The 21840-nt window shown below is 65.1% G+C and carries 18 protein-coding genes; 5 read left to right on the plus strand and 13 right to left on the minus strand.

All coding sequences use genetic code 11. The features are described 5' to 3' along the window. Positions 1–40 precede the first annotated feature (40 nt). From ACYVKM_RS04225 to glk, 3 genes are all read right to left on the minus strand, one after another. Positions 41–2374, minus strand: a complete 2334-nt coding sequence (locus ACYVKM_RS04225; protein WP_460876025.1) for a beta-N-acetylhexosaminidase — start codon at positions 2372–2374, stop codon at positions 41–43. A gap of 142 nt (positions 2375–2516) precedes the next feature. After that, positions 2517–5501, minus strand: coding sequence for a TonB-dependent receptor (locus tag ACYVKM_RS04230; protein ID WP_460876027.1), 2985 nt, complete (start codon positions 5499–5501; stop codon positions 2517–2519). A 104-nt stretch (positions 5502–5605) separates the two neighbouring features. Beyond that, positions 5606–6679, minus strand: a complete 1074-nt coding sequence (glk, locus tag ACYVKM_RS04235) for a glucokinase (protein ID WP_460876029.1) — start codon at positions 6677–6679, stop codon at positions 5606–5608. A gap of 447 nt (positions 6680–7126) precedes the next feature. Here glk and ACYVKM_RS04240 point away from each other — a divergent pair, with 447 nt between their 5' ends. Next, positions 7127–8413 carry a sugar MFS transporter gene (locus ACYVKM_RS04240; protein ID WP_460876524.1) on the plus strand — a complete coding sequence of 429 codons (1287 nt, stop codon included), beginning with the start codon at positions 7127–7129 and terminating at the stop codon, positions 8411–8413. Positions 8414–8499: 86 nt separating this feature from the next. After that, complete coding sequence (locus ACYVKM_RS04245; RefSeq protein WP_460876525.1) at positions 8500–9549, plus strand: LacI family DNA-binding transcriptional regulator; 1050 nt, start codon at positions 8500–8502, stop codon at positions 9547–9549. A gap of 283 nt (positions 9550–9832) precedes the next feature. Here the strand turns inward: ACYVKM_RS04245 and ACYVKM_RS04250 are convergent, their stop codons facing one another. From ACYVKM_RS04250 to ACYVKM_RS04295, 10 genes are all read right to left on the minus strand, one after another. Then, positions 9833–11440: a S10 family peptidase gene (locus ACYVKM_RS04250; protein ID WP_460876031.1), complete on the minus strand. Its 1608-nt coding sequence runs from the start codon at positions 11438–11440 to the stop codon at positions 9833–9835. A gap of 110 nt (positions 11441–11550) precedes the next feature. Continuing rightward, positions 11551–12408, minus strand: coding sequence for an EamA family transporter (locus tag ACYVKM_RS04255; RefSeq protein WP_460876033.1), 858 nt, complete (start codon positions 12406–12408; stop codon positions 11551–11553). 501 nt (positions 12409–12909) lie between these two features. Then, positions 12910–13680, minus strand: a complete 771-nt coding sequence (locus ACYVKM_RS04260) for a sulfite exporter TauE/SafE family protein (RefSeq protein WP_460876527.1) — start codon at positions 13678–13680, stop codon at positions 12910–12912. A gap of 96 nt (positions 13681–13776) precedes the next feature. Next, a complete protein-coding gene (locus ACYVKM_RS04265; protein ID WP_460876035.1) occupies positions 13777–14193 on the minus strand; it encodes a protein tyrosine phosphatase family protein in 417 nt (138 codons plus the stop codon). Between the two features lie 35 nt (positions 14194–14228). After that, positions 14229–15095: an MBL fold metallo-hydrolase gene (locus ACYVKM_RS04270; RefSeq protein ID WP_460876036.1), complete on the minus strand. Its 867-nt coding sequence runs from the start codon at positions 15093–15095 to the stop codon at positions 14229–14231. Between the two features lie 123 nt (positions 15096–15218). Further along, entirely contained in the window at positions 15219–16163 is a 945-nt protein-coding gene (locus ACYVKM_RS04275) for a c-type cytochrome (RefSeq protein ID WP_460876038.1), read from the minus strand. Beyond that, positions 16160–16837: a c-type cytochrome gene (locus ACYVKM_RS04280; protein WP_460876040.1), complete on the minus strand. Its 678-nt coding sequence runs from the start codon at positions 16835–16837 to the stop codon at positions 16160–16162. Before ACYVKM_RS04280 ends, ACYVKM_RS04275 begins: the two co-directional genes overlap by 4 nt. An 11-nt stretch (positions 16838–16848) precedes the next feature. After that, positions 16849–17769 carry a substrate-binding domain-containing protein gene (locus tag ACYVKM_RS04285; protein ID WP_460876041.1) on the minus strand — a complete coding sequence of 307 codons (921 nt, stop codon included), beginning with the start codon at positions 17767–17769 and terminating at the stop codon, positions 16849–16851. Between the two features lie 26 nt (positions 17770–17795). Continuing rightward, positions 17796–18341 (minus strand): DsrE family protein, encoded by a 546-nt coding sequence (locus ACYVKM_RS04290; RefSeq protein ID WP_460876042.1) that lies wholly within the window; start codon positions 18339–18341, stop codon positions 17796–17798. Between the two features lie 132 nt (positions 18342–18473). Then, positions 18474–19289 (minus strand): AraC family transcriptional regulator, encoded by an 816-nt coding sequence (locus ACYVKM_RS04295; RefSeq protein ID WP_460876044.1) that lies wholly within the window; start codon positions 19287–19289, stop codon positions 18474–18476. Positions 19290–19517: 228 nt separating this feature from the next. Here ACYVKM_RS04295 and ACYVKM_RS04300 point away from each other — a divergent pair, with 228 nt between their 5' ends. Genes ACYVKM_RS04300 through ACYVKM_RS04310 form a run of 3 tightly spaced genes read left to right on the plus strand, consistent with a single transcriptional unit; the run spans position 19518 to position 21833 of the window. After that, a complete protein-coding gene (locus tag ACYVKM_RS04300; RefSeq protein ID WP_460876045.1) occupies positions 19518–19790 on the plus strand; it encodes a hypothetical protein in 273 nt (90 codons plus the stop codon). Positions 19791–19843: 53 nt separating this feature from the next. Continuing rightward, a complete protein-coding gene (locus ACYVKM_RS04305) occupies positions 19844–20323 on the plus strand; it encodes a MarR family winged helix-turn-helix transcriptional regulator (RefSeq protein WP_460876047.1) in 480 nt (159 codons plus the stop codon). Positions 20324–20345: 22 nt separating this feature from the next. Then, positions 20346–21833, plus strand: coding sequence for an efflux transporter outer membrane subunit (locus tag ACYVKM_RS04310; RefSeq protein ID WP_460876049.1), 1488 nt, complete (start codon positions 20346–20348; stop codon positions 21831–21833). The last annotated feature ends 7 nt before the right edge of the window (positions 21834–21840 follow it).

Raw genomic sequence — 21840 nt, forward strand, 5'->3', positions numbered from 1 at the left:
CGCAACGCATCGAGCGAAGCGAGTCGCGGCGGCGATGCGTTCACGGCTTCGTTGAGGCCGGCAGCAGCGCAACCCGATCCAGTGCGTACAACGGACCATCGATCGGCGCGGTGTAGATCAGGCACAGCGTGTGTTCGCCCTGCTGCGCGGGCAGCGCCGCATCGAGCGCGAAGCGTCGCGCACTGTGTGCCGGATCGGGTAACGGCAAGCTGGCCAGCACCCGGCCGTCGCATTGATCCTGATGCACCACCAACTCGCCGAACGGCGTGCTGTGCGGGCGGGACACCACCAGTTTCTGCTCATGCGCCAGCGCGTAGTTGCGTTCGAGTCGCACGGCATCGACGTGGATCGCCGCCACACCGTCCATCGGCGTGGCCGGATACAACTGGCAAGTGTTGAACACGTTGATGCTGTACACCGGCGCCAACGTGGCGGCATCGGGCATCGGCTGCACGCGCAGACGGAAATCGCTGCCTGGGCAATTCGGCATCTCGTTGCCGCCGAGGCTCAGCAGGCTGGCACGATCGAGTACGCGCTGACGTGGCGCAGCCAGCTCGGCGCCGTCGACTGCGAACGTCGCCGCACGCACCGTGACCGGCAGCTTCACCGCGAAAGGCGCGTGGTACAGCGGCGAATGTTGATCGGGGACGCTGCCGTCCAGCGTGTAGTGCAGCCCGCCATGATCGGCCTGATCGGACAGGGTGACCTGCGCCGTACCATTGGCCAGCGCAGCGTTGTGGTCCAGCCGGATGTCCGGCGCGAACGCGCTGTCGGCATAGCCGATGTGCTGCGTACGATAGCGGCTGAACTGCGCCGGCAGCCGGGCGAGGAAACCGTTCCAGTCGCGCGACATCGCCGGTGACCAGTCCACCTCACTCAAGGCGTCCAGCCGCGGAAACACCGCATGCTCCACGTGTTTCATCGTCGGCATGTGCTCGGTCCACACGTTGGCCTGCGCGCCCAGAACATGTTTCGCCTGCGTTGCATCGAGCTCCTTAGGCACCGGCTCGAACGCATATATGTGGGCCAGGCTCTGCGCGGGAATGCGTCCGGCCGTCTCGTCGGCGTTATCGCTCTGCAACTGGTCGAAATACAGGTCGGGCGCGGGCGACAGCACCACGTCATGTCCTTGTTGCGCAGCCTTGACCGCACCCTTGACGCCACGCCACGACATCACCGTGGCATCGGCCGGCACACCGCCGTCGAGGATCTCGTCCCAGCCCACCAGCTGGCGGCCGTGCGCGGCGAGGTACTGACCGATGCGGTTGATAAACCAGCCCTGCAGTGCGTCCTCGTCCTTAAGGCCGAGCGCATGCATCTTCGCCTGCACCGCGGGCGAAGCCTGCCACTGATCCTTGACTGCCTCGTCGCCGCCGACATGGATGTACTTCGACGGGAACAACGCCATCACCTCATCGAGGACATGCTCGATGAAATCGAAGCTGCTGTCGTCCACGTTGTACAGGTACGGATTGACGCCCCAGTCGACCGAGACCAGGGGACGCTTGCCGGTCACGCCAAGCTGGGGGTACGCCGCCACCGCGGCCTGCGCATGACCGGGCATGTCGATCTCGGGCACCACTGTGATGTGACGCGCACCGGCATAGGCGACAACCTGGCGGATCTGCTCCTGCGTGTAGAAGCCGCCATAGCGCAGCGGCTCGCCGTCGTGTCCCGCATCCGGCGGCGTGCGCCAGGCACCGATGCGGGTGAGTTCGGGATAACGCTTGATCTCGATGCGCCAGCCCTGATCGTCGGTGAGGTGCCAGTGAAAGACGTTGAGCTTGTGCTGGGCCATCTGGTCGAGCAAGCGCTCGATCTCGGCGACCGACTGGAAGTGCCGCGCCGAGTCCAGCATCAGTCCGCGCCAGGCGAAACGCGGCTGGTCACGGATATGCATGGCCGGCAACTGCACCGCACCATGCTGCGCATCCGGGGTGAGCAGTTGCCACAGCGTCACGACGCCGTAGAACAACCCGGCATCATCCCGCGCGCTGATTTCGATGCCCTGTGGCGTGACGTCCAGTGCGTAGCCTTCGCGATCGGCTACCGGCGCGTGCGGATCCAGTCGCAATACGATGGCGTGCGCTACCACGTCGCCACGATGCACCGACAGCCGCAGGTCGCGTGTACGCGCGAGCAGTTCAGCTAGATAGTCCGCGGCATGACGGGTCGAGCCGCTGTGATCGGCGACCACGATCGGCGTATGCGCATCGACGGTGAAACGACCCGCGCCGGCGTCGATCCGGGCCGGCAGGGGAATCAGCGAATAGGGTGCTGTCTCGGCCGCGTGCGCGGCACATGCCGGGCGTGACACCAGGGTGGCAGCGACCAGCAGGTATCCACACAGTGACAGGAACGGGCGGCGTGTCATCGGCAATCTCCATCGCAGGCGTTGCAGCATGCCATGCGTGACTGCGCAGACGCCTCAAAAAAAGACGGGCCCGGAAAGTGTCACAGGGCCCGTTCGGGGAGGATGCGAAGCCGTCCATGGCTCGCGGTGATGCGCTAGCGGATCAGAGCTTGAAGTTCACGCTGAGGTAGTACTGGCGGCCGTTCGTGTAGAACGCTTCCGGCACCTTGCCGAAGCCGAGGCCGGCCTGGGAACCGATCGCGTAGTAGCGCAGCGTCGGGTTGTTGAGGTTCATCGCATCGAACGAGAAGCTCACGTTGTCGTTGAGCTTGTAGCCCGCCGAGAACGACAGGTAGCCCGCGCCCGCCTGGTAGTACGGCAGCAACGGCATGGTGTTGCCGAGCGAGCCGGTGGTCACCGGCATCATGCCGTCGTAGAACGAGGAGCGGTAGGTGTAGTTGATGCGGGCGTTCCATTGCTTGTCCTCGTAGAACGCGGACACGTTGGCCGTGTTCTTGGAGGTACCGAACAGCGGGCGGTTTCCTGCGGATACACCGGTGCCCTGCGTGCCGTCGGCGTTGTAGAGGTACGTGCCGCCGGACGAGTGGCCATTGCTGTAGGTGTAGTTGACCGACGTGCCGAAATGCTCGCCAATCGGCTGCACCCAGTTCAGCTCCACGCCTTTCAGGTTGCCATTGACGTTGACCGGAATGCTGACCAGATAAGTGTTGTAGACCGGCGTGTGCGAGGGGTTGGGGTAGGTTGTGCTACCGCCGTAGGTCAGGTAGTTGTTGAGATAGGTTCCGGTGGTCGTGCCGTAATCGTAGTAGTTGTTCAGATCCATCGCGTACACGCTGGCCGACAACAGGCCACGCTCCGAGTAGTACCACTCCAGCGACGCGTCGAAGTTGGTGGACAGGATGGGTTTCAGTCGCGGATTCGGGCCGCTGCCGGAACCCTCGCCGGTTGGACTCTGCGGATCGTTCAGGGACAGGAAGCCCGCCAGCTGGCCGTAGTCCTGACGCGTGAGTGTCTGCGAGGCGGCGAAGCGTGCCAGCAGGCTGCCGTCGTCGTTCAGATTGAACTTCAGGTTGAAGCTGGGCAGCAGCTTGCCGTAGTGATGGTCGTAGTAGTTCCAGTACCAGCCGGAAGGATAGAACGCCGAGGGCGGTGTGCCTTGGGCGTAATTGGCCTCCTGGATCGTCGGGCTGGTATAGCCGATGTTCTCGGTGGTGCCGACGTAGCGCACGCCGGCATTGCCGCTCCAGCGATCACCGGCGAAGTTGACCTGCATGTAGGCGGCGTCGTTCTTCTCCGACATGGCGTAAATGTCATTCGGATAAAAACGCGAGGTTCCGGGATCGTTGGTCACCTTGCGATTCGCATACAGCGCGTTCAGTTGCGCCAGCTGACTGGGCGACCAATACCAGATGCCGCCTGGCATCTGGCCCACGCCAAGATCACTGGCGAAGCTGCCCGGATAATTGCCACCAACCGCGGGTGGGTTAGGGAATCCGGAATTCGCGGCATCCAATGGAACACCCGGGTTGATACCCGACGCAAAGTTGGGGCCCTGGGCAACGGCCGTCGGGCTGTCGTGCGTGTGCTTGGCGTAACGTACGCCGAACTGCAGTGAGGACAGCGCGCCGGCATCGTCGAAATCAAACTCACCATCGGCCTGGAACCAGTGTTCCTTGTCGATCACGTGGACGTCCTGATCGCCGAAGATCCAGTCGAGGCCGACTGTGGCCGGGTTGTAGGCACCGTTGGTACCGCCGAGCGTCCAGTTCATCGGCTTGCCAAGACCATTCATCGCGTAGCTGGCGCCCTGGCCGTAGCCCGTATCCATCTCCATGATGTCCTGGGTCGGCGTGTTGCCGGTGCCGCGGGTCAAGCCGCCCTGGAACTTGAAGTCGAGGTTCTGGGTAGCCTGCCAGTCCGCGTCCAGCGTGACATACGAACTGGATTCGCTCTCGCCCGGACGCGAGATCATGTCGTAGATGCCCTGCGATACCCCGGCCTGCCCTTGCGCCACCGCGCTGGTCAGCACGTTGCCGTCGAGGGTGTAGCTGGAGAGCGTGTCGCCCGGCAGCTTGTCGCGCAGGCGCAGCATGTAATTGCGGTTGTAGTCGGTGGCATCCATCTTGGAATAGAAGCCATCGAGGTTGAAGGTCAGGTTGTCCAGCGCCTTCCACTCGAGATCGATCGAACCGCCCTTGCGCTTGCGCTCCTGGGTGAACAGCGCTGCGCCGGGCAGGTTGGGATAGAATACGCCGGTGCTGGCGCTGCCAGGCGTGGCAGCCTTGAGACCCAGCTGGTTGGCCAGCGCCGAACCGGTCGGAATGTACGAATAGCCGAGCATTTCCTGGCCATCGCGCTGCAGGTCGCGATCTTCGTAGAAGCCCTGCAGCATCACACCGAATGTGCTGTCGCTGTTCTTCCAGTTGACCAGGCCGTTGAACTGCGGCTTGGTGTCACCCGGCAGGTCGGAATACACGCCGCCCACGCTGGCCTCGGCGGAAAACTGCTTGCCGAATTCCAGCGGCTTGCGGGTGATGATGTCGATCGAGCCGGCGGCGCCGCCTTCCAGCAGGCTGGCCTCGGAGCCCTTGTGCACCACCACCTGGCTGACGATTTCCGACGGGAACATGGCATAGCTGACGCTGCGGCTGCCGCCGCCGCCAGTGATGAACCAGTCGCCCGAGGCCACCGTATGTCCGTTGAGCGTGGTCAGGGTGAGCGAGGGCGCACTGCCGCGGATGCTGGCGCGATCGGCCTCGTCGAAGCCGCCTTCGGCGCCGGCCGCGTCGGAGATGTTCACGCCGGGCAACTGCTCGATGGTGTCGGCCACGTTCTTGGCGGGCAGCTTGCCGATGTCCTCGGCGGACACCACCTCGATGTGCGAGACGGAATCTTTCTTGGTATTCAGCGACAGCGCCTGGCTTTCGCGGATGCCGGTGACCATCACCGTGCCCAGCGTCTTGGCCTGCTCCCTGGCCTTGGCCTGGTCCTGCTTGCTCTGGCTGTTGGTGTTGGTGTTGGTGTTGTTGGCGCCGGTTGCCTGTTCGCTGTCTTGCGCGAACAGGGTGCCGGAGATGCACAGGCCGGTGATGATGCTGGCGGCTAGCAATGTCTTGCGGTAATTCATGATGTCCTCCCCTCAGAGGCTGGCTCGAATCGGGACCGGCATGACGACGGTCGTGGATTTGTGTGGCGGTTGGCTTGGCGCCGTGTCACTGGATCGGGCTCATCTCACGCTCCCTGCTGTCCGTCCAGAAACCAGCCTGCGGCGCCAATGACACCAAGCTGGCCGTGCTCGATCAGTCGTACCGGAACCTGTTGCAGATAGGCGCGCATCACGCCCTTGTTGAAGTAGCGCGCCGTGAATGTGCTGGCCAGCAGGAACGGCTGGATCTGCGGCAGGATGCCGCCGGCCAGATAGACGCCGCCGCGGGCGCCGTACAGCAGCACCAGATCACCGACGAAGCTGCCGAGCAGGCCGCAGAACACTTCCAGTGCCTCCACCGCGGCAGCATCACTTCCTGCCAGTGCGGCGCCGGTGATCTCGGCCGGCGTCAGCAACCGCGCCGGGCTGACGCGCAATTCGCACAGCGCGCGATAAAGCTTGAGCAGGCCCGGCCCGGACAGTGCATCCTCGAACGACACGTACGGACGTTCGCGTCCGAGCACGCGCAGGATCTCGATCTCGCGTTCGGTGCCCGGTGCCAGCGAAACCTGTCCGGCCTCGGTGCCCAGCACCTGTGCCCGCGGCTGACCCGGCAGCAGCACCGCCGAACCCAGTCCGGTGCCCGGCCCCATCACCAGTACCGGCCCGCTGGCCACCGGCTGCACGGCATCGATGATCGAGCGTGTCTCGCCGGCCTCGATGAACTGCGTGGCGTAGGCCACCGCCTCGAAATCGTTGATCACGGCCAGCCGCTGGATGCCAAGGCCGTCGCGCAGCTCGCGGATCGACACCGGCCACGGCAGGTTCTCGTTGACGATGGCGTCGTCCAGCACATAACCGGCGCAGGCCACCGCGCAATGACGGAGGTTTTCGCGTGCAGCCGCATGCGGCGTACCGGACAGCTGCCCGACGAAATCCTGCAGCATGGCGGTGAGACCCGACCAGTCGGCGCAGCTGTAGCGGTGATAGTGCAGCACGCTGACCGGACGACGGTCGGCAGCGCTGCCGACGACCAGGCCGATGCGCGCATGCGTGCCACCGACATCCGCAGCCAGAAACGGTTCGCCGAAAGACGACGCACCCGCCCGGTTCACCGTCGACGGCTCCGCTGCATGACGCTGGTTGGCGACTTCCCCCACTCGACACCCTCCCCGTGATCGGCCTTGCCCTGATGCGTGCAGCGATGGTTCGCCGTAGCCGGGCATGGACCTGATTCCGGCGGAGTCTGTCTTCAAAATGACAACGTTGTCAACGGGGTCGACAAAAATTTCTCGAACATTCGATACGGCAATGCAGCATAGCCGCCGGGGCATTCGGCAAAACCACTCGAAGCAATCCTCGCAATGGCTCTATTTGGCGCATTGCAGAAGGTTTTTGCGATGCATGACCGCCATCTCGCAACGCCGCAAAAGTGATGCGGCACGGCCGTCTTTACGGCTCAATCGGTACGTCAGACAAGCCGCCCTGGCGCAATGCGGATTGACAACGTTGCACTTTCCGGCGATTAAGGAGACATTCGCGGCTGTCCCGGTCATTCGACCGGCACCGGCACAGCCGACCATCGGGGAGAGCAGTTCATGGCAACAATGCTGGCGGCGGCGCCGTCCGACCGCACGGATCAAACCCATCTCGGGCCGATGCTGATCATCGGCATGCTGTTCTTCATCATGGGTTTCTTCACGTGGCTCAACGGGCCGCTGATCTCCTTCGTGAAGGTGGCTTTCACGCTGGACGACATCAACGCATTCCTGGTGCCGTTCGCGTTCTACGTTTCCTATTTCGTGCTCGCGCTGCCCGCGGGTGCCGTGCTCAAGCGCACCGGCATGAAGAAAGGCATGGTGCTGGGCCTGTTCGTGATGGCCATCGGCGCGGCGTTGTTCGGCGCGTTCGTGCGCATCCGCATCTACCCCGGCGCGCTGACCGGCTTGTTCGTGATCGGCGCGGGCCTGTCGCTGCTGCAGACCGCGTCCAACCCCTATATCAGCATCCTCGGTCCGATCGAAAGCGCCGCGCAGCGCATCGGCCTCATGGGCATCTGCAACAAGATCGCCGGTGCGCTGGCGCCGCTGGCGTTCGGTGTGCTGGTGTTGAAGGGCATCGACGCCTTTCTCGAAAAAGTCACCGCGATGCCGACCGGCCCGGATCGCGATGCCTTGCTCAACGAATTCGCCGCGCGTGTGTTCTGGCCTTACATGGCGGTGGCCGGGCTGCTGGTGGTGATCGCGGTGGTGATCGTTTTTTCCGCGCTGCCGGAAATCAAGCCGGCCGGCGCGAACAGCGAAAGTTCGGTGGGCCACGGCAAGGGTGGCATCTTCAGCTTTCCGCATTTGTGGCTCGGCGTGCTGTGCCTGTTCCTCTACGTGGGCGTGGAAGTGATGGCGGGCGACGCCATCAATACCTACGGCCAGGGATTCGGCCTGCCGCTGCAGGTCACTTCGCACTTCACCACCTACACCATGGTGGCCATGCTGGCCGGCTACGTTCTTGGCTCGCTGCTGATTCCACGCGTCATCTCGCAGCAACGTTACCTGGCCGTGTCGGCGGTGCTGGGCGTGCTGTTTGCGCTGGGCGCATTCGTCACCCACGGCTATGCGTCGGTGGCCTTTGTCGCCGCGCTGGGTTTCGCCAACGCGATGATGTGGCCGGCGATCTTCCCGCTGGCGATCAAGGGCCTGGGCAGCCACACGGAGCTGGGTTCGGCCCTGCTCATCATGGGCATCGTGGGCGGCGCCCTGCTGCCGCAGGCCTTCGTGCACCTGAAGCAGCACATCGACTTCCAGCTCGCCTTCGTGATCGTGATCGTGCCGTGCTACCTGTACATCCTGTATTACGGCATGCGCGGTCACCGGGTCGGTCAGGAACATGCCGGCTGAAGCGCGTGTTCGCTCCGGTCATGACCATACGCTAGGATGCACGAGGCGCTGCGGCGCCCCATAACTCGATGCATGAGGTTCAGCTGTTGCGCAGTGCCACCATCAAGGATGTCGCGGAGCGGGCCGGCGTCTCGCTGAAAACCGTTTCGCGCGTGATCAACAACGAGCCTTCGGTGCATGCCCGCACACGCGAGAAGGTGCAACGCGAGATCGACGCACTCGGCTATCAGCCCGATCCTTCCGCGCGCAGCCTGCGCAGCACCCGTGCCTATGCGCTGGGCCTGGTCTACGACAACCCCAACGCGCACTACATCATCAACCTTCAGCGCGGCGTGCTGTCGGTGTGCCGTACCAGCGGCTTCGGTCTGCAGATCCATCCGTGCGATTCGTCCTCGCCGAAGCTTGCGGACGAGCTGTGCGAGCTGGTGCGCCGCTCGCGCCTGGCCGGGCTGGTGCTGGCGCCGCCGATGTCGGAGCAGGTGGAACTGATCCGCACCCTAAGCGAGGCGAAGATCCCGTTCATGCGGATCATCTCGGCGCGCAGGGACCCGCAGGACGGCTACCCCTGCGTCTACGTGGATGATCGCGACGCTGCCTATGCGATCACCGAGCATCTGATCCAGCTCGGTCATCAGCGCATCGGCTTCCTGTGGGGTGGTCGCGAACACCGCTCCAGCCCCGAGCGTTACCAGGGTTACGAGGATGCGTTGAAGGATTACGGCATCGCGCTCGACCGCAAGCTGATCGTGCCAGGCGACTACACCTTCGACGACGGCTTCCGCGGCGCGCGCAAGCTGCTGGCGCTGAAGGATCGGCCCAGCGCGATCTTCGGCTCGAACGACGAGATCGCCGCCGGCGTGCTGGCGGCCGCGCACTCCGACGGCATCAACGTGCCGTATGACCTGTCGATCGCCGGCTTCGAGGACAGCCCGTTCTCCAAGCAATCGTGGCCGGCACTGACCACCGCACGGCAGGCCACCGAGGAAATCGCGCGGCACGCGGCACAACGCCTGATCACCGACCTGCAGCGCGAGGCCAACGGCGAACCGCTCAGCAGCATCAACGAGGGCTTCAGCCCGGAGCTGGTGGTGCGCGGATCGACCGCGCCGCGGCATACCGCGCCGCCCAGACGCTGAACGTCCGGGCGGGAACTTCGAATGACCCGCGTTTTTGCCGTCATCCCGGCGCTAGCCAGAATGACGGCAATCCGAAAGTCCCTGCCCTCCAACAGCAACATCAAGGGAGCCTCATCGTCCCAATGTCGTCATCCCGGCGCAGGCCGGAATCGCTTCACAACAGCTGACGTGGGTCATCGGCAAGATGCGATCCCGGCCTGCGCCGGGATGACGACAAAAAGTACGGGTCTTCTCGCAAGTCCGGAGACCGGGGAGCCAGCAAAGCAGGCCATTCAAAGCATCCTCAATGCCTGACGTTGTCGGTCTGCTCGATGAACCGTGCCACGTTGTCATGCAACTGCTTCAATGACGCCTCGTGCGCGTACACCATGTGCCCGGATGGATACCACGAGTAGCTGATGTTGTTATCGAGGCTGGCCGGGATCGGCAGGTGGTGCATCTCGTAGTCGGCGGCGAAGAACGGCGTGGCCAGGTCGTAGTAGCCGCCGTTCAAATACACCTTGAGGTTGGGGTTGGTCTTCATCGCGGTAGCCAGGTCCGGCATCACGTTGGTCGAGGATTGCAGCGCCTCGCCATGCACGCCCGGCGCCTTGTGCGAGAAATCCCAGTGGTCGATGTCGGCATACTCGCGGTACTGCTGGCCGTCACCGAACTTCAGGTCGCGCCGCACGTAGTCGTTGAATGCGGCGATATAGGCCGAGCTTATCGACGAGGACTGCGGGTCGTAGTCGGACTCCTTGCTCAGCGGATCGATCGACGGTCCCGCAAAGCGGCTGTCCAGCCGGCCGGTGGTGGTGTCTTCGCCGGTCTGCAGCTCGTGTTCGAACATGCCGCCACTGACCCGCAGATTCGCCTTCAGCAGATAAGCCACCGGCAGGCCGGTGTACTGGTTCAACTTCTCCGCCACCGTCTGCTTCTGCGCATCGCTCAGCCGCGAACCCGCCATCAACGCCTGCGCGTAATCGCCGGTCGCGTACTGCTCCACTTCCTTCAGGAACGGCTCCAGTTCCGCCGGCTGCTGCGGCAGCTTGTGGTGATAGAACGCGGTGGCGGCGAAGGTCGGCAAGGCCAGCTCGTAAGGCAGGTCGATGCCCGGATTGAACTCGGGCCCGTCGATGCTGGTGTCGAAATTGAGGATCTGCGAAAGCAGGATCACGCCATTCAGGTCGACACTGTTCTCGTTCTCCAGAATGTTCGCCAGCACCGCCGAACGGGTGGTGCCGTAGCTTTCGCCGAACAGGTACTTCGGCGAATTCCAGCGCCCGTACTTCGACAGGAACTGGGTGATGAACTGGGCAAAGGCGTGACCATCGCCGTCCACGCCATAGATCGCCTTCTTGCGATCCTTCATCTGCTCCTCGCGCTTGCTCTTGTCCTCGTCAGCCGCGATCAGGCGGCTGAAGCCGGCGCCGGGCGCATCGATGAACACCACGTCGGAAGCATCGAGCAGGCTGTAGTCGTTGTTGACCAGGCCGTACGGCGCCGCGGGTGTATGGCTGTCGTCACTGGTGACCACACGCTTCGGCCCGAACGCACCCATGTGCAGCCACACCGTGGCCGAACCGGGGCCGCCGTTGTAGATGAAGGTAACCGGCCGCTTGGTCGCCTCGGCACCCTTCTTGAAATAGGCGACATAGAACATGCTGACTTCCGGCTCGTTCTCCTTGTCGCCGCTGCCGTGCAGCACCAGCGTGCCAGCCACCGCCTTGTAGTCGATGCGGTGCCCCTCGACCGACACCGAACCCTCGCTGCTCGACGACTGCGGCTGCAGCAGCGCCGCATCCGGCTTCGTTTCGGGCTTGGCCTTGTCGTCCTTCTTGTCGGGAGCGGCGACTGCAACGCTGCCGAGCAGCAGGGCGGCGAGCGCCGCGGCGAGGGGAAGTTTGCGCATGAAGGTGCATCCTGGACTGGCTGAGGCGCAACCCGCCCCGGGGAGCCGCAGCATAGGCACCCATGCCACGGGCTTTCATATCCCAGAAGTCACCTCCCCGTTGCGCGATGCTAGCTGCGCGCAATCATCACGATCGCCAGCAGGGCCAGCAGCACGCCACCGAAGTTGAGACGGCTCAACCGCTCGCGAAACACCAGCACACCGACCAGCGCGCCGAGCGCGACCACGCCGATGTTCATGCTGGCAAACACCAGCGCAGGATGTTGCGGCAAGGCGCGATGGCCGCGCAGGTAGAACAGGATGTTGCCGAAGTTGGCCAGCCCGAGCGCCGCGCCGCCCAGCGCGCTGCGCATGGTGAAGCGGGTGTCGCCATGCAAGCGGCGCCACAGCTGCAGCGCGAAGGCGACCGGCAGCGCCAGCGCGAACATCGCCTGCAGCGACGCACCCAGCGGTACGCCGGCCAGCGCCACTCGCTTGAACAGGATGTCGATGGTGCCGAAACCGACCAGTACCAGCAACGGATAGAGCCAGCCCGCACTGCCGCTGTCAGCGCTACCGTGTTCCTTGCGCCAGACCATGCACAGCAGGGCGAGCAGTCCCAACACGATGCCTGCCGCCTTGAGTCCGCTGAGCTGTTCACCGAACAACGCGAACGCCGCGAGCAGCGAGATCAACAACGACAGCCGCTGCGCTGCGTCGCTGCGCACGATGCCGGCGTGCCGCACCGACGCGCCCAGCGCGAGAAAGATTGTCGGCAGCAGCACGCCCAGCCCGACGAGGGCTGGCCACGGTGCGCCCGGTCCGCGCAACGCCGTCAGCGACGGCTGCAGCACCAGCGCGGTGAGCGCGCTCGCCACCACGTAGTTCCATGCGATCGCCTGGCCGATGTCGATGCCGAAACGGCGCGCCAGTTTCAGCAACACCGATACCAGCACGCTGCACACGACGCTCAACAGTACGTAGATCACTCGTCATTCCCGGAACGGCCAGGCGTCATTGTGCGGCATGACTGGCTGAAGCGATGGAATACCTCTTCATGAGCCCCTCGAACGTTTGGCTCGTCATCCCGGCGAAGACCCACTGCTGTCCGGAATAAATCGGTGGCGTAGCGTCGAAAGCGTTTTGGCGCAAGGTGCGCCGATCTGCAGGTCGCCACTCTCGACGCGACATACCCGTTTGCCCTTGTCGTCATTCCGGCGAAGGCCGGAGGCGCTCTACAACAGCGAAGCTGGTCATCGCTTTTCAACGGGGGCACGGCCATCACGTCGGCAATGACACCGATCGGGCAGTGAACGTGGACGACCTCTTCGTCTTTCGAGAGCGATTCCGGCCTTCGCCGGAATGACGACCATGGGGGAATAACGCTCCGGGAAGAATGACGTCCCTGGCGAAATGACTAACCTTGGGGGAATGGTGTTCGAGAGGGCGGCGCGAGGTTTCTGGCGCAGGCTTGCGAGACAAGTACCGGCTCAGGCGCGCAGGCTTTTCACCAGCATGAAGATCGCGACCGCGATGATCGCCAGCGCGAAGATCAGGTTGAGTGCGCCACGGGTCTTCGCCAGCCGCTTGGCGCCCAGCGCGCCAAGCCAGCCGCCGAGGATGCCGCCGCCGATGAACTCGGCCGCGACCGGCCAGTCGACCAGGCCGGAGCGCGCGTAGTTGGCCGCCGTGGTGAGGCCGAACGTGCCCACCGCGAACAGCGAGGTGCCGATCGCATGGATGATCTCCATGCCGCTGGCGAACATCAGGCTGGGCACGATCAGGAAGCCGCCGCCGATGCCGAAGAAGCCCGACAGGCTGCCCGCGCCGAAGCCCACCGCGCCCAGCCGCGGATACATATGCGGCAGCGGATAGCGATCCGGACCGCCGCCGCGCCGCCCGCGCAGCATCAGCCCGGCCACTACCAGCATCAGCAGCGCAAACAGCGCCAGCAGATGCCGACCGTTGATCGCCTTGCCGATGGTCGAGCCGACCAGCGCACCCATGACGCCGGTGGCCGCGAAGGTGAATCCGACCTTCCAGCGAACGTGGCCGGCGCGTGCATGCGGTATCAGGTTGGCGTACGCATTCGCCGCCACCGCCGTCGCACTGGTGCCGATGGCCAGATGCGGATCGTGTATCCCCACGACATACAGCAGCAGGGGCGTGGCGAGAATCGAGCCGCCGCCGCCGATCAGCGCCAGCGAAAAACCGACCAGCGAGCCACACGCGATGGCGAGCAGGGCCTGCATCACAGCCAGATGATCCATCGGGGCTTCCTGGCGAGGGCGCGGTTCAATGGGTCGCGCAAAATGGGGCGAGCTGCTCGGCTGGCATCCGGCGCATGGCAGGTGCGCTCATCGTCCGCTCCGGAGCATTTTCGGCCGCAACGACTGCAGGTCGTAGCCGGCCCGGCGTGCCGTGTCGAGCACCGCATCCGCGTCACCGTCTGCCTGCAACACCCACAGCGAACAGGAGCGTGTGCCGCTGCGGCAGAACGCCAGTACCGGTGACGGCAGACTGCGCAGCGCATCGGAAAAATCCACGGCATCCTGGCTGGACAATTGGCCGGGGACCACCGGCAAATAACGATAGGCGAGGCCATGCGAGGCCGCAGCCGCCGCCAGCAAGGCGCTCGATGGCTGGCCGTCCGCTTCGCCGTCCGGCCGGTTGTTGATCACGCCGCGGAAACCGGCCGACGCCAGCTCGGCCATGTCTTCCGGCGAGATCTGCGGAGCCACGCTGAGCTGTTCGGTGAGTCTGTGAATCTGCATGGTGTTCTCTCCCGCCGATGCAGCGGCATCGGCGCTCAGATCGAGTCCAGTGGAATCTTCAGGTAACGCACGCCGTTGTCCTCGGCCGGCGGCAGATGGCCGGCACGCATGTTCACCTGTACCGAGGGCAGGATCAGCTGCGGCATCGACAGCGTTGCATCGCGCTTCATGCGCATGGCGACGAACTCGGCTTCGCCGATGCCTTCGTGCACGTGGATGTTGCCCTGGCGCTCCGCGGCCACGGTGGTCTCGTGCGCGAATGCGTCGCGGCCGGCGGTCTTGTAGTCATGGCACAGGAAGATCCGCGTTTCACCCGGCAGCGCGAATATCTTCTGGATCGAGCGATACAGGATGGCGGCATCGCCGCCGGGAAAGTCGCAACGGGCGGTGCCGTAGTCGGGCATGAACAAGGTGTCGCCGACGAAGGCCGCATCTCCGATCAGATGCGTCATGCATGCCGGTGTGTGGCCGGGCGTGGCGATCGCCGTCGCCTCGATGCCGCCGACCCTATAGCGCTCGCCATCCGCGAACAGATGATCGAACTGGCTGCCATCGGTGCGGAATGCATCGCCGGCATTGAACAGCTTGCCGAAGGTACGCTGCACGGTGCGGATATGCTCGCCGATGGCGAGCCGGCCGCCCAGTTTCGACTGGATGTACGCACCCGCCGAGAGATGATCGGCGTGCACATGGGTGTCGATCACCCACGCCACATCGAGCCCTTCGGCCTGCACGAACGAGACCACGGCATCGGCCGAATCGTGGCGAATGCGCCCGGGTGCCACCTCGTAATCGAGCACGGCATCGAGCACCACCGCCTGCCCCGTGGCCGGATCCCACGCCACGTAGCTGAAGGTATTCGTCGGTTCGTGGAAGAACGCCTTCACTTCGGGCCGCTGCATGATGTGCTTCCGGGTCGGGTCCTGGCACCAGCTCGTTGCACGGTCAGCCGGCAGGAACTGCATGCGCCATGATTTCGCATGTTCGGGGTGTGAATCTATATGCGCGCCGACAGGGCAACAAGGTCAGTGCGCGGTGGGTGGTGCCCCCAGCAGATGGCCATTGACCTTGGTGCCGTACAGCGACATCGGCGTGTCGTGGTATTTGCTGCGTGTCTCGGCGAGGTTGCCGGTGTAGCGGGGGTCCTGCGGGCGCTCGTGCGCATCCATGAACATCGCCACGTCCCACGCGTCCTGGTCGCTCAGCGTGCCGCCGCGGCTGAGCGGCATGTTCGCCTTGATGAAGGCGGCGGCGTTGTCCAGCTCGTGCATGCCGGCGCCCCAGTTGAACGACTGCGGCCCCCACAGCGGCGGGAACACGTTGCGCCCCGCCACCTGCTGGCCCTGCCCGTCGGCGCCATGGCACAGCGCGCAGTTCGCCGCATAGACCTTTTCGCCGCGCGCATAGTCCGGCGGTTGCGGCGGCTTGAAGCCCTGCTTCGGGTAGCCGGCGCCCTGCAATTTCACGCCGACCGGCGCGCCCTTCGCCATCCACCACGCATAGGTTTCCAACGCGACCATCTCGGCGCTGTCCAGCGGCGGTGCCTTGCCGTTCATGCTGAAACGGAAGCAGCCCTGCAGGCGCTCGCCGAAGCTGTTCACGTGGCCGTTCTTCTTGCGGTACTGCGGGTACATGCCGTAGGCACCCCACAACGGCGCCGAGTTGGCCAACCGGCCCGCGTCCAGATGGCAGTTGCTGCAGCTGAGGCCGTTGCCGACATACGCCTGCGCGTGTTCCGGCGTGTCGGTGAAGATGTCGCGGCCCTGGCGGATCACGTCGCCGAGCGGACCATTCGGGATCTCCGCTTCGGAAGGTGGCGTGAATGCGGGCGAGGCGGCCTTGGCCGCAGTCGCCGCGACCGACGACGCGGGCGCCGGTCCGGTGGCCGTCGTGTTCGCGGCCTTCTCCGAGCAGCCATTCGACACGCACAACGCGATGACCACGGCGGCCCATGCGGGCAGAGTCCTCATGGCCTGGCTCCTTTCGCATCCAGCGGCTGTGCCGCGAACCATGCCGCCACCGCCTCGATGTCCTGCGCACCGAGCGCAGCGGACAGATGCTGCATCAGCTGCAGCGGATCGTTGTGCCGCGTGCCCTGCTGCCATGCCTTGAGCTGCGCCTCGATGTACGCCGCCGGCTGCCCCGCCAGCGGCGGGAAGTGCGCGCCCACGCCGACGCCGGCAGGACCATGGCATTGCACGCACGCGGGCACCTGCTTGCTCCAGCGTCCTCGCGTGGCCAGCACGCCGCCCACGCTGTCGGCGGCCGGCATCGCGGTAGCCGGTTTCGCCAGCGCGGGTGGTATCGGCAATTGGCTGTAGTAGCTCGCCAGTGCCCGGCGTTCGTCTTCACTGAGCGCCGTCGCAGTCGCCTGCATCACCGGGCTGCTGCGCGAACCGTCAGCGAAATCATCGAGCTGCTTCTGCAGGTAGACCGCGTCGAGTCCGGCCAGTCGCGGATTGCCGGAAACGGCCTGGCCGCCACCATCGACGCCGTGGCAGGCCACGCATGGCGCCGCGCCCTTGCCGTTGCCCTGAGTGGTGATCGCGGCTGCATCGGTGGCATGGGCCGGCGCGGCCAGCAAGCCGGCAGCAACGACCAGGCCGATGCCGAGCGTCATCCATCGCAGATCTGGACCGGGCATCACGGCTCTCCTCAATGGGGCGGCAGGAAGCCGTACTTGCGATACACCGCCTGCGCCGCGGGGCTCTGCATGAAGGCGAGGAAATCCTTCGCGGCCTGCGCATGCGGCGCATCCTTCATGCGAGCGGCGGTATAGGTGGCGGTGACGTTCTGCGCTGCGGGGATTGCCACCGTCTCGACCGGGTGATGCAGGATCTGCTGCTGGAAGTACGCCTCGGTCGACCACACCGGCGCCGCGTCCGACTCGCCCTGCAGCACGCGCAGCGGCGACTGCCGGTGATGGATGCGGGTGAGGAAGGTGCTGCCGTCCTTCACCTTGCTGTCCATGATGGCGTGATCGAGCGCATCGCCGCCGGCCTTGCGGTAGCCCGCCTCGATCTGCTTCGCAATACCCTCCCACGCCGGGTTCGGCATGCTTACCCGTACATCGGCACGACCGAGATCGGCCAGTCCGGTGATGTGTTTCGGATTGCCCTTCGCCACCAGGATCGCCAGCGGATTGCGCGCATAGTCATACGTGTCGGCGAACCAGCCATGCTTCTGCTGGTTGTCGGCGATGGCGCCCTTGCCGGCCGTATAGATGTCCGGCTTCAGCGTGATGCGCAGGTTGCCCATCACCAGCGTACCGCTCTCGATCTGCTTCGCCAGGATGCCCGGCGGCAAGGTCTCGGCGTAGATCCGCTGGTATTGCGGATGCGCCTGCTTGAACGCCTCCAGCAGGTCGTGCACCACCATGAACTGGTTGCCGGCGAAGAACAGCACCAGTTGCGGATCGACGATGTCGCCATGCAGGTCGGCGATCGCATCCACCGGCGGCACGCTGAACTGCAGGCCGGCCGGCGGCGGATTCCACGGTGGCAGGTAGTCGTTCTTGTCGGCCGCGCTGACGGCGAAGCTGGCCGCCAGCAGCAGGCCCATGACGAAATGGCGCATCGCGTATTTCCCCGGCAACGCGTGGATCACAGCGGCATCAGGGCATAACCCTGCTGCTCGAGCACGGTGACCGTGGTCAGCGCGGACAATGCCAGCGTGACATGCGAATCCACCCAGTCGTACTGGAACTTGTGTTCGGCGACGGCCTGGCCGCACACCGCGATATCGACACCGGCCTTGCGCAGTTGCTCGATCAGCGGCAGGTTCGGATTGGCCACGCCGTACGCCTTCTTGTACTGCTCGTCGTTCAGCACGATGGGCGTGGCACCGCCGGAGGCGATCGCCACGAATTTCAGGTGATCGAGCGGCACGCCGGCACTGACATACAGGTTCACCGCACGCGCCACGTGATCCAGCGACGGACTCACCTCGCCGGGCTTGTCGCCCGCCTTGCTAAGGCTGAACACCACCTTGTAGGTCGCATTGCGATCGGGCTGATACGCCGCCTGCGGCAACGCGTGCATCTTGCCGGCGCCATGGATGGTGGGCGTCTGCCAGAAATTGTCGCCGGCAAAGGCCGCGGCAGGCAGCAGGCTGAGGGCAAGCAGCATCGTGACGAAGGGACGGAACATGGCGGCCTCGCAGGTTTGTCGACAACGCGGGAATGGCGTTGGCGCATGCTAAGTCCGGCCCATCCGATAAGCCAATGCGGTTTTAGTGATCGTGGCGATAAGCGCCGCTTATGTTCGTCACCGCTGCCGCAATCAGGCCGGCGCCGGCTTGCGTGCGAAATAGCGTGCCGGCGGCTGGCCGAAATTGCGCCGGAACATCGCCACGAAGGCACTGACGCTGACGTAGCCCAGCGCGTCGGCCACACTGGCCACCGGCACGCCCTCGGCCAGCTGTTCCAGGCCGCGGCTGAGCCGTGCCTGCTGACGCCATTGCGCGAAACTCAGCGCGGTCTCGGCGCGGAACAGCCGGCTGAGGCTGCGTGCGGACAACCCGGCACAGGTAGCCCAGTCCTCCAGGCTGCGGTTGTCGTGCGGCTGCTCGAGCACGGCCTGGGCGATGCGCAGCAGCCGGCGGTCGAGCGGCATCGGCAGGTGCAGCGGTTCGTGCGGCGCGCGGCGCATCTCGTCCAGCAGCACCGCCATCACCCGTTCCTGTTCGGCGTCCAGCCGCTCGTGCCAGGTCCACGAGCTGGCGCGATGGACCAGCGCCCGCAGCAGCTCGGTGATGCCGATCACGCAGGGACGCGCGGGCAGGCCGTGGTCGATGTCCGGCGTGATGAACACGCCCCAGCCGCTCATCACCCCGCTGATGCTGACCGTGTGCAGTTCACCCGGCGGCATCCAGCCGGCACGGTGCGGCGGCAGCAACCACGAACCGTGCTCGGTATGCACGTGGACCAGGCCGCTCTCGACGCAGAAGAACTGCCCGCGCAGATGGCGGTGCCAGTCGTAGGTCTGGGTGTCCTCGCCGTATTCGCTGGCGGCTTCACGCTCGATCCGGTAGGCGATCAGCGCGGGGCCGCCGACCTGCTCGATCAGTTCGTGAACCTGCTCCTTGGAAGGTGGCATGGCTGATTCTCGACATAAGTTGACCAAATAACGTTATCAGATTGCAGCGCGCCTGCCTAAGCTGTGACCTTCCGGACCGCCTGACGGCCGGAACAGATGCCGCTGCCGCCGCTCGCGGTTTCTCCCACGCAGACAAATACCTGTCCCGAGCACCGTCACATCGGGCGGGACTCACCCGTCCTGAGCAAGAGTGTCGCCATGTCGCGACGCCACATATCGAGGATGCCCATGCCACCGATTGAACTGATTTCCACGAAGTCCAGGGCCGCCGCGTCGCCGGTGGAAGCCTTCATCGCCTGCGCTCACCAGATGCTTGATCCGGCGACACCCGAGGCCGTGCGCCGTGCCATGGAGCCGAGGTTGCTGGCCCAATTACCCGCACTGCGGGCTCTGGGCGTGTTCGAACTTTTCGAGATCCGTGACCCGGCCCTGCGCGCATGGCTGGCCGATGAGCTGGCCGATCTGTCTAGCCGAAGCGAAATTTTGCTCAAACAAACATAAACTGACACATATTTGCCTTGACAAATATACTTTCGGCAATAGAATGCCGCAGCATGAAGCCGAACACACCCTCCCACGATCTCTCCGGCGCGTCCGATCCACACACGGCCAGCCTCGGCATGCTGCTGACCATGGTGCGCTCCGAGATGGTGCGCGCGATCGAGGCGGAACTGGCCAGCCAGGGCCTCGACCTGAGCTTTACCCAGTACCTGATCCTGAAGAAGGCGCAGCAGCTGGGCGCGGTCTCGGCCACCGAGCTGGCCCGCGCGGTGGAACTCGATGGTGGCGCGATGACGCGCCAGCTCGATCAGCTGGAGCGCAAGGGCTACCTGCGCCGCTCCCCGCATGAGCAGGATCGCCGGGCACTTCGGATCGAGCTGACCGGCGCCGGCATTGCGGTATGGCAGAACACCGCCTCGGTATGCAGCGAGCGCGTGATGGCCGCGGCGCAACGCTCGTTGAGCCCGATCGAAAGCACACAACTGCACGATTACCTGGAGCGCGTGCTGCAGGCACTGCGCGACAAGAACTGACCTGTTCACCTGGACACGACCCATGCGTCTGCACTTATTTGCGGCTGCGACCGCGCTGACTCTCGCCCTGGCCGGCTGCGCCAGCAGCGGCGGCCTGCATCCCGACGGCACGCCGATCGATCCGTCCACGCTCAAGGCCGAGCGCAGCCTCGCCGGGCTCAGCCTTTCGCCGGCCGCATGGCCGACGCAGGACTGGTGGAGCGGGCTCGGTGATCCGCAGCTCTCCGACCTGATCGGCGAAGCACTCAAGGACGACCCCGGCCTGGCGATAGCCGATGCGCGGGCGCGCCAGGCGCAGGCGGAAGTCGGCATTGCCGACGCCGCACGCGGCCCGACCGTGAACGCTGGCGCCAGCGTCGCCGGCGCGCGTCTGCCTGACGGCCTGCTCAGCGCGAAGTCGCATTTCGCCGCCGCCAAGTATGGCTATGCCAGTTTCAACTGGGGCCTCGACCTGTGGGGCGGCAAGCGCGCCGCGTGGCAGGCCGCGCTGGGCCAGGCCCGTGCTGCCGAGATCGAGGCACGTGCTGCACGCATCGAACTGTCGAGCAATGTGGCGCGCGCCTATGTGCAGCTCGGCTATGCGTATACCCAGCAGGATCTGGCGAAGGCCGAACTGGAGCGCGCCGACAAGGCACGCCAGCTGACCCGTCAGCGTGTGGCCGCCGGCATCGACAGCCAGCTGCAGCTGAAGCAGGACGATGCCGAAGTGGCCAGCGCCGAGCGTGAGCAGGCAGTGGCGAACCGCGCGATCGATGCAGCCCGTTCGGCACTGTCGGTGCTGCTCGGCAAGGGTCCGGATCGCGGCCTCGACATCAGCCGTCCGCAGACGCTGATATCGGCTGCGCTGACCGTGCCGGCCAACCTGCCGGTGGAACTGCTCGGCCACCGCGCCGATCTGGTCGCGGCACGCTGGCGCGTCGAAGCGGCCGGCAAGGACATCAAGGTCGCCAAGACCGAGTTCCTGCCGAACGTCAATCTCGGCGCAATGGCCGGCCTGCTCAGCATGGGCGGCGGCAACCTGTTCCAGGCCTCGTCGCGCTTCTACGAGTTCGGCCCGTCGCTGAGCCTGCCGATCTTCGACGGCGGCCGCCTGCGTGCCAACCTTTCCGGCAAGGACGCGCAGTACGACATCGCGGTGGCGCAGTACAACCAGACCCTGGTCGGCGCACTGAACCAAGTCTCCGACGATATCACCGAACAGCAATCGCTGGACCAGCAGCTCGCCGCGCAGCAGCGCGCGCTGGATGCCGCCCGGCAGGCCTGGGACCTCGCGCAGCAGCGCTACCAGGCCGGTGTCGGCAGCTATCTGGAGGCGCTGAGCGTGCGCCAGCAGCTGCTGGTTGCCGAACAGGGCATGGCGGCGCTGCAGGCGCAGCACATCGACATCTCGATCCAGCTCATTCAGGCCTTGGGCGGTGGATACCGCCCCGAAGATCAATCCGATCGCGGCGGTTACCTGCCGCAGGCCAGCGACGTGACTCCCTCCTCCCCTTCCTCTTCGCATTCCTGAGGCATCC

Source organism: Rhodanobacter koreensis (genome assembly GCF_054782855.1).

Coding starts and splice junctions, on each gene's coding strand:
- ACYVKM_RS04230 (WP_460876027.1), bottom strand. CDS start 5,501: ATGAATTACCGCAAGACATTGCTAGCCGCCAGCATCATCACCGGCCTG.
- ACYVKM_RS04300 (WP_460876045.1), top strand. CDS start 19,518: ATGCCACCGATTGAACTGATTTCCACGAAGTCCAGGGCCGCCGCGTCG.
- ACYVKM_RS04270 (WP_460876036.1), bottom strand. CDS start 15,095: ATGCAGCGGCCCGAAGTGAAGGCGTTCTTCCACGAACCGACGAATACC.
- ACYVKM_RS04240 (WP_460876524.1), top strand. CDS start 7,127: ATGCTGGCGGCGGCGCCGTCCGACCGCACGGATCAAACCCATCTCGGG.
- ACYVKM_RS04310 (WP_460876049.1), top strand. CDS start 20,346: ATGCGTCTGCACTTATTTGCGGCTGCGACCGCGCTGACTCTCGCCCTG.
- ACYVKM_RS04295 (WP_460876044.1), bottom strand. CDS start 19,289: ATGCCACCTTCCAAGGAGCAGGTTCACGAACTGATCGAGCAGGTCGGC.
- ACYVKM_RS04250 (WP_460876031.1), bottom strand. CDS start 11,440: ATGCGCAAACTTCCCCTCGCCGCGGCGCTCGCCGCCCTGCTGCTCGGC.
- ACYVKM_RS04285 (WP_460876041.1), bottom strand. CDS start 17,769: ATGCGCCATTTCGTCATGGGCCTGCTGCTGGCGGCCAGCTTCGCCGTC.
- ACYVKM_RS04290 (WP_460876042.1), bottom strand. CDS start 18,341: ATGTTCCGTCCCTTCGTCACGATGCTGCTTGCCCTCAGCCTGCTGCCT.
- ACYVKM_RS04280 (WP_460876040.1), bottom strand. CDS start 16,837: ATGCCCGGTCCAGATCTGCGATGGATGACGCTCGGCATCGGCCTGGTC.
- ACYVKM_RS04265 (WP_460876035.1), bottom strand. CDS start 14,193: ATGCAGATTCACAGACTCACCGAACAGCTCAGCGTGGCTCCGCAGATC.
- ACYVKM_RS04275 (WP_460876038.1), bottom strand. CDS start 16,163: ATGAGGACTCTGCCCGCATGGGCCGCCGTGGTCATCGCGTTGTGCGTG.
- ACYVKM_RS04225 (WP_460876025.1), bottom strand. CDS start 2,374: ATGACACGCCGCCCGTTCCTGTCACTGTGTGGATACCTGCTGGTCGCT.
- ACYVKM_RS04305 (WP_460876047.1), top strand. CDS start 19,844: ATGAAGCCGAACACACCCTCCCACGATCTCTCCGGCGCGTCCGATCCA.